Origin of the sequence: Bacteroides rodentium JCM 16496 (assembly GCF_000614125.1) — a bacterium.
In the GTDB taxonomy this organism is placed as follows: Bacteria; Bacteroidota; Bacteroidia; order Bacteroidales; family Bacteroidaceae; genus Bacteroides; species Bacteroides rodentium.
Genome location: NZ_BAKJ01000090.1, coordinates 1 through 6,572, shown reverse-complemented (window position 1 = coordinate 6,572; position 6,572 = coordinate 1). Strand labels below are relative to the sequence as shown.

9 protein-coding genes and 1 pseudogene are annotated in these 6,572 nt (G+C 36.0%); all 10 read left to right on the top strand.

All coding sequences use genetic code 11. The annotated features are described in order from the left end of the window. Positions 1 to 167: BF3164 family lipoprotein (locus tag JCM16496_RS22450; RefSeq protein ID WP_244440521.1), on the top strand; the 167-nt coding region annotated here is incomplete at its 5' end. 203 nt (positions 168 to 370) lie between these two features. Then, positions 371 to 580, top strand: coding sequence for an NVEALA domain-containing protein (locus JCM16496_RS20225; protein WP_025836338.1), 210 nt, complete (start codon positions 371 to 373; stop codon positions 578 to 580). Between the two features lie 360 nt (positions 581 to 940). After that, a pseudogene (locus JCM16496_RS25140) lies at positions 941 to 1,941 on the top strand (BF3164 family lipoprotein). Between the two features lie 51 nt (positions 1,942 to 1,992). Then, positions 1,993 to 2,862 carry a DUF1573 domain-containing protein gene (locus tag JCM16496_RS20210; RefSeq protein WP_025836335.1) on the top strand — a complete coding sequence of 290 codons (870 nt, stop codon included), beginning with the start codon at positions 1,993 to 1,995 and terminating at the stop codon, positions 2,860 to 2,862. Between the two features lie 191 nt (positions 2,863 to 3,053). After that, complete coding sequence (locus JCM16496_RS20205) at positions 3,054 to 3,284, top strand: NVEALA domain-containing protein (RefSeq protein WP_025836334.1); 231 nt, start codon at positions 3,054 to 3,056, stop codon at positions 3,282 to 3,284. A 15-nt stretch (positions 3,285 to 3,299) separates the two neighbouring features. After that, the gene (locus JCM16496_RS20200) at positions 3,300 to 3,605 is read left to right on the top strand and encodes a DUF4221 family protein (protein ID WP_025836333.1); all 306 of its coding nucleotides are present in this window, start codon (positions 3,300 to 3,302) and stop codon (positions 3,603 to 3,605) included. Between the two features lie 8 nt (positions 3,606 to 3,613). Further along, on the top strand, positions 3,614 to 3,964 hold the full coding sequence (locus tag JCM16496_RS22445; RefSeq protein ID WP_128809765.1) for a hypothetical protein: 351 nt from the start codon (positions 3,614 to 3,616) through the stop codon (positions 3,962 to 3,964). Beyond that, on the top strand, positions 3,961 to 4,458 hold the full coding sequence (locus JCM16496_RS20195) for a DUF4221 family protein (RefSeq protein WP_128809764.1): 498 nt from the start codon (positions 3,961 to 3,963) through the stop codon (positions 4,456 to 4,458). Before JCM16496_RS22445 ends, JCM16496_RS20195 begins: the two co-directional genes overlap by 4 nt. Before the next feature lie 421 nt (positions 4,459 to 4,879). After that, the gene (locus JCM16496_RS20190) at positions 4,880 to 5,992 is read left to right on the top strand and encodes a winged helix-turn-helix domain-containing protein (protein ID WP_244440519.1); all 1,113 of its coding nucleotides are present in this window, start codon (positions 4,880 to 4,882) and stop codon (positions 5,990 to 5,992) included. 150 nt (positions 5,993 to 6,142) lie between these two features. Next, on the top strand, positions 6,143 to 6,382 hold the full coding sequence (locus tag JCM16496_RS20185; RefSeq protein WP_025836330.1) for an NVEALA domain-containing protein: 240 nt from the start codon (positions 6,143 to 6,145) through the stop codon (positions 6,380 to 6,382). The last annotated feature ends 190 nt before the right edge of the window (positions 6,383 to 6,572 follow it).

Below are 6,572 nucleotides of genomic sequence, written 5' to 3'. Positions count from 1 at the left end.
GTGATGGTGGACAATACATTTATGTATTCAACCTGAAAGGAGAACCTCTCTGTAAATATGTACTCGACCATTTTATCTATGGTATATTTGTAAATGAGCAAAAAGGGACGATTTTTGCTACGGATGTGAACAAGGATGAACCGATAGTAGAATATCAAATGAAATAAAAGAAAATATAAATGGGAATGGAGAGGAGCGGACGGCAAACGTCTTGTTGGTGCATTACGAGCCGTCCGTTCCATAACCCACCCAGAAAGGAGGTCGGGGCAAAGATAGTAATTTGAATTGAATAAGCAATACTGTTGCTTTTCCGTTGAAAGGATAGATACGGAAAATGATATATAATTATAAATCAAAAAATAAAAAAATCATGAAGAAGATAACAAAAATAGCTTTTGTTGCAGCATTTGTTGCAGTGGCAGGATATGGAGTTTATGAAAATCAGAAATCGGAGGCATTGTCTGATTTGACATTGGCTAATGTGGAAGCATTGGCTGGTGGTGAAAGCCCCGCACCATGTAAAGGTTACGGGGCGGTTTTGTGTTCTTATAATAATGTATGGGTTTATTCACAGAACTAAAATTCGATGTCTTGTAATAATCTGAGCGCATCATTTAGTCTATATTACTAGTGTTGTACTTAGAAACTGTTTTGATTTTATTCAAAAAGTATTTTATGAGCCTTTCCTAAGTTTCTTTTTGGTCTTTTTCTTCTTTCACATTCGTCACATAGCCCGCTATGCTCCTCATGAGAAAAAAAGAAAAAATCCTCAAAAATATTCCTTAGGAAAATGCTCAAATAAAATCAAAACAGTTTCTTGGCATAATTGAAGTTTCTCATTGCTTTTGTTAATGAGAAACTTCACTAAGACTAATATAATAGTTGGGCTTATTGACACTGTTTTTGGAGGAATATTATTTACGATTAATAAAATGTTGTAATGAGAAATCTGTTATTAGGTTGTGGCTTGATTTTGATAATTTCATTAAGTGTTTTAACATCCTGCAAGCATCATCAAAATATTAAAGAAATTGAATTAAAGGGCTATTCCAAATCATCGGATATTCCTTTTATGCGTTTTCCTTATCGTATAGATGTTGATGGAGATTATTTGGTTTTGTTTGATATGGCATCTGACAGTATGTTTTATCATATCGTTCGATATCCAGATTTGACATATTTACAATCTATTGGTAAAAAAGGAAGTGCTCCTAATGAAATAATGCTTCCGACTCCTTTCCAAATATATGAAAATAAAATAGTTCTTATGGATGGAGCGAGACCGGTTTTGTATTATTATACCGATTCGATTGCTGAACAATTTACCTTAACTAAAAGTTTCAAGGTGGGATTGAATCGTTCAGTTGATTTTGTAGTAGCTGATGATTCTACTGTATATATTGAAGATTTGAGTGGAGAGTCGCGCGTAATAAAGGTATCCCATGCACAGAAAGATATGATGTTTAATATTCCAACAGAGTTTGCTGATAGAGGAAATGCTGAAATCGCTTATTTGTGGAGGAGTTTCATGCTTATAATGCCAATTTGAAAAAAATAGCTTTGGCAACTCAATCTGGAGATGTATTGGAAATTCTTGATTTGAAAAATGAAACAACTAAAGTTATAGTAGGTAATGATGGACGTCCAAGAAAGGAGGGACAAATTGAAGGATATCACGATGTTAGATGGAAAAATGATAAAATTTATGCGTTATATTCAGGCCGATACAGAGAGGATTTGAACCGTAGTTATGAAAAAGGCAGGAAAGAACCTGATGGAGGTAATATTATAAAAGTTTTTGATGCAGATGGAATCCTTATAAAGCAATATCGTTTAGATAGTTTTATAAATGGATTTACTTTTGATGAAAAAAAACCTTCATTGCTTATAGGTATTACATCTAATGAAGATAATCCCATACTCTTCTTTGACTTATATTAAGAATTATGTGAATGTTAGTGGTTTGTTTCATTGCCTATCATCTCGTGGAATATGAAAAATGTTTGTATCTATTTTTTATTCTTATGCTTCTTTTCTTGTACGTCAAAAGAAGGAGATTTGCTTTCTCTGGTAAAAGAGTGGGAAGGAAAGACTATAAAATTTCCTGGAGACACACATTTGACTGTATTAGGTAAAGATACCTTATCTCCTTTTGGAGAAATTGCATCTTATAAGTTGGTAAATTATACAGATTCAATGGGGTGTATTAGTTGTAAATTGCAACTTACAAAGTGGATACATTTTATAAGAGAGTTAGATTCTGTCTCGACAAAACATGTCCCCGTCTTATTTTATATGCATCCTCGTAGTGTAAAAGAGCTTCTGTATTATTTAAAGCGTGATAATTTTGACTATCCCGTTTGTATAGATGAAAATGATGAACTTAATCGCTTAAATCATTTTCCATCTGATATGGCTTTCCAAACTTTTTTGCTGGATAAGGATAATAAAGTGTTGGCGATGGGGAATCCGATTCTTAATCCTAAAATAAAAGAATTGTATCTGAAAATTATTCGTGGGAATGATATTGTATCAACTGCTGGAAAAGACATTACCCAAACTAAAGTCCATATAGATGTCTCATTTTTGCGTTTAGGTAATTTTGATTGGAAGGAGGAGCAAAAAGCAATTTTTGTATTGAAAAATGTGGGTGACAAGCCGTTGGCAATACAAGATGTCACCACGTCTTGCGGTTGTACTACCGTAACCTATCCCAAAGAGCCGGCATTACCAGGTAAAGAAATAGCTTTGGAAGTGATTTATAAAGCCGAACAACCGGGGCACTTCGACAAGATGATAACGGTGTATTGCAATGCGGAAACTTCTCCGTTGGTCTTGAAAATTAGCGGAGATGCGAAGTGATTTATAGTGGAATATCAAATGGGCAAAGACAGTAATTTGAATTGAAATCAGAATGTGTTTTCTGCCATTTCGATAGATATGGCAAGAAAGGAAATTCTCCAAGATTATTATATCTTGACTCTGGTACATAAGCAGGATGCTTATGGTAAATGATAAAAAATAATATTATACTAATAAAATTGAAGAATAGTATGAAGAAAATGATAAAGATAGCATTTGTTGCAGCATTTGTAGCGATTGCGGGATATGGTGTTTATACAAATCAGAAAGCAGAAACAATGTCGGATTTGATGTTGGCCAATGTGGAAGCATTGGCATGGCCAGAAGGTAGTAGCCTTATCGGGTTTTTCCGTGTCCTTCCTCTTCCGGTAATGAATGTAAAACGAGTAATGATACCAATAGAAATGAATGTTATAATTTAAGTTATTGTAGATAGAATGAAGAAAATAGCTAACATTGCTATTCTGATTTCTTGCCTTCTTCTGATTTCTTGTCATTCTGGGAATAAGAAGAAGGCTATGAATAAGGATTCTGTAGAAATCAATGTAGCAACGGAGACAATCGCTTTCCCCGTTTCAGAGGTATTGAATCTGAAGTCTTATTATTTGTCTGTTGCATATTCTAATGATTCTTTACGTTTGATTTATGGCTATAATTATAAAACTCACAGTCTGGATTGCATGAATTTGAGTACTTTGCAAATCTCTCAGATAAATTTTATGGAGGAGGGAGCGGGAGCGTGATGAGACCTTTGAGTGGAGTATATGTACATAATCCGGATTCTATTTGGGTGTATGATGCATCGCAACGTGCGCTATTAGTGAATAGTGATGGGGTTGTGTCAGAAATCTTGAATTTGCGTAATGGATTGGGTGATAGCGAAGTAATACTGGTAAATAGCAATTATGCAATGAATACCGCAGGGCTGTATTACGATCAAGAACGTCATTCACTGCTTTATGGAGTAAAAGACCTTTCTACTACACCTGTTTCTTTTAGAATATGTGAGACTTTTTTAGATGGTTCTACTCCAGCAAAGAATTATTCCTTGAAACCTTCTGTAGTAATACCCGATGTTGCTAATGGCGATTATGCAATATGAGTGAAGTGAATATCAATTTTGGAAGAGAAAAGATAGTATATAACTATCCGGCAGAATCTCATTTGTATATTTTAGACCGACATAGTTTGCATACAGAGGTGGTGGAGGCTGATAGCCATTTTACAAGAAATGAAGCTTTCAAATGCTCATCTAAAGATTATGCTCAGTGGGAACGACATGGAATTGAGAATCCCCATTTTTATGATGTGATGTATCTTCCGGCTGTAGACATGTATGCTCGTTTACATGTGGGAGAAAAAGAATTTGATACGACAAAAGATTTATCGGAGTTGATAAATGGCCGCGACCTTTATTTGATGTTTTTTGATAAGAATTTTCTGAAAATCGGAGAGACAAAATTGCTTTCGTGCCGTTATAGCTTTTTCACGGGATGGTGTGCTGTAGATGATGGCGTTTTATTATATATAGATAATGCTTTGGATGATAACAATGCAGTAGAGAGCTTACAAGCTGACATCGTGAAGATTAAATAGTTAGTCCTTAAAAAGAAGACTTTGGAAATTCAGAAGGTATACGATAAAATAGAAAAAGAAATATAAAAATGGCTGGAGAGGAGCGGACGGCGAACGTCTTGTTGGTGCATGATGAGCCGCCCGTTCCGTAACCCACCAAGAAAGGAGGTCGTGGCAAAGATAGTGAATTATAAGCCTGATGCTTATGTGCCACGCGGACGATTGGCGGGTGGAAAATTGCAGAAGCGGATTAGAAACTCTTGTCAGTATGCTTATGCCATATTTTTATGGTTTTCTCGTTTTTCTTCAAGTTTTTTACCTGCTGTGCAATGGTATCATACCATCCTTTATTAGGCAAATAGTAAGAAGATGATTAAGATGGGTGTCTCTTGTAAAAAAAATATCTAACTTTGAGGCGGATTAATATTTGAACACACACAACATGGACGAGAAAAGTGAGAGACGGCAAATGCTATTGATATACGTTGCCATAGGTATTATGGCAGCAGTAATTACCGGTTGGTTCTTGTATCAGAACCGTATGGAGTTCTGGAAGACACAAGCACGCAGTGCTTTTCGTGTGGCTTTGGGAGAAGAGTTGCAGAAAAGGAATGACATTGACGTGTATTTCAGTTCGTCAGGGAATATTAGATTACCGGATGATTCCATTGACATTAAGAAGGAACCGGTAAAAGTGCATATGGAAAATGAGTATGGGGAAAAAGACTTTTTTATTCCTTATGAAAAACATTCTCATAATGTGGCACAGTTTTTTGATTTAAGAGGTACGCATTCTTATATACTGCATGTGTCTCCTTTGCGGGCTGATTCGTTGAATAGGATATGGTATCGCTTACTGGAAGAAATGAATTATTCTGGTAAAACAGTAGTACGTATATCTGTGGCTGATTGGGATGAACGTGAAACTTATACTTTTTCGGACGATTCGCTTTATATGTTAAAACCGGATAGTCTTATGTCTTGTTATTTGGGTTATAGGTGCGAAATTGGTGTGACGGGATATTTGTATTATTCTTGGTTGAACATTTTTACAGCTAAGGATAAGATTCTTTTGTGCGCTCTTGTTCTTTGTTGCTTTTTGCTGTTTTTTCTGCAAGAATACATTGCTAAGGTCTATCGCCGTTTTTTTGTCAAAGAGGTGGCGGTAGAAAAAACAGTTCCGATATTTGTGGAGAAAGAAATACCGATGATTGCAGTAGATAGGAGTGAGGCGCATGTTTATCGGTTGGAAGATGATTTGTTTTTTAATGCCGATTCCGGTGTGCTGTATAGAGTAGATAATAGGGTGAAGTTGACGGCAACCCTTGCAAGACTGCTGCAAGCCTTCTTGGATGCGGAGGATTATAGGTTGTCAGTCAATGGAATTATGGAACTATTGTGGCCGGACGGTTCAGTAACACCGGGAAATGTACATACTGTAATAACAAGATTACGAAAAGCCTTGTCCGAAGTCTCTGATTGGGGGATAGAAAATAAAAATCTTTGTTATCAACTAAAAAGCCCCATTTCATCGGAAAAATCCTTGAATGAATGATGGAATCTTTCATCTGACAAGGTCTGACTAAGTCTAAAATAAGTGCTTGTCAGACTTTGTCAGACCTGAAATTTGGTGGTTTCTTTTCTTTTTTGGTACTTCGCACCATCGTTTAGAAGCAAAATTATTAATATAAAGAATACTAGAAGGATGAAAAAGAAAATTTTATTTATCAGCTTGTTTTTGGTTGCAGCAGTTACAATCTCTTTTCAATTGAATGCAGGAAAAAATGATTTAGGTAGTTTAATGTTGGAGAATATAGATGCTTTGGCATCCGGTGAGTGGGAAACGACTCCTCAATGTTTCGGGAGTGGTTCTGTGGATTGTCCAATAGATCATGTAAAGGTGTATTTTGTAGGAGGAAGTCGTAGCCTTGAAGTACTTTATTAACATATTGTTTCATTCATTGCTTTAACGGCATGTACCTCTGCTTCCCAAGACGAAGGATTGTCTTATACTGACTTCCCGAAAACGCGGGAACTGAAAGGAACAGTTATTCCGCTGGATACAGCTTTGTTCCGTTACCCTTTCCGTATTCGGATACAGGGAGATAAGGCTGTGGTGATGGATTTGCATGGGA

Bases quoted from the DNA above. Each gene is read 5' to 3' on its own strand.
- JCM16496_RS20225 (WP_025836338.1), top strand. From the start codon at position 371: ATGAAGAAGATAACAAAAATAGCTTTTGTTGCAGCATTTGTTGCAGTG.
- JCM16496_RS20210 (WP_025836335.1), top strand. From the start codon at position 1,993: ATGAAAAATGTTTGTATCTATTTTTTATTCTTATGCTTCTTTTCTTGT.
- JCM16496_RS20205 (WP_025836334.1), top strand. From the start codon at position 3,054: ATGAAGAAAATGATAAAGATAGCATTTGTTGCAGCATTTGTAGCGATT.
- JCM16496_RS20200 (WP_025836333.1), top strand. From the start codon at position 3,300: ATGAAGAAAATAGCTAACATTGCTATTCTGATTTCTTGCCTTCTTCTG.
- JCM16496_RS20195 (WP_128809764.1), top strand. From the start codon at position 3,961: ATGAGTGAAGTGAATATCAATTTTGGAAGAGAAAAGATAGTATATAAC.
- JCM16496_RS20190 (WP_244440519.1), top strand. From the start codon at position 4,880: ATGGACGAGAAAAGTGAGAGACGGCAAATGCTATTGATATACGTTGCC.
- JCM16496_RS20185 (WP_025836330.1), top strand. From the start codon at position 6,143: ATGAAAAAGAAAATTTTATTTATCAGCTTGTTTTTGGTTGCAGCAGTT.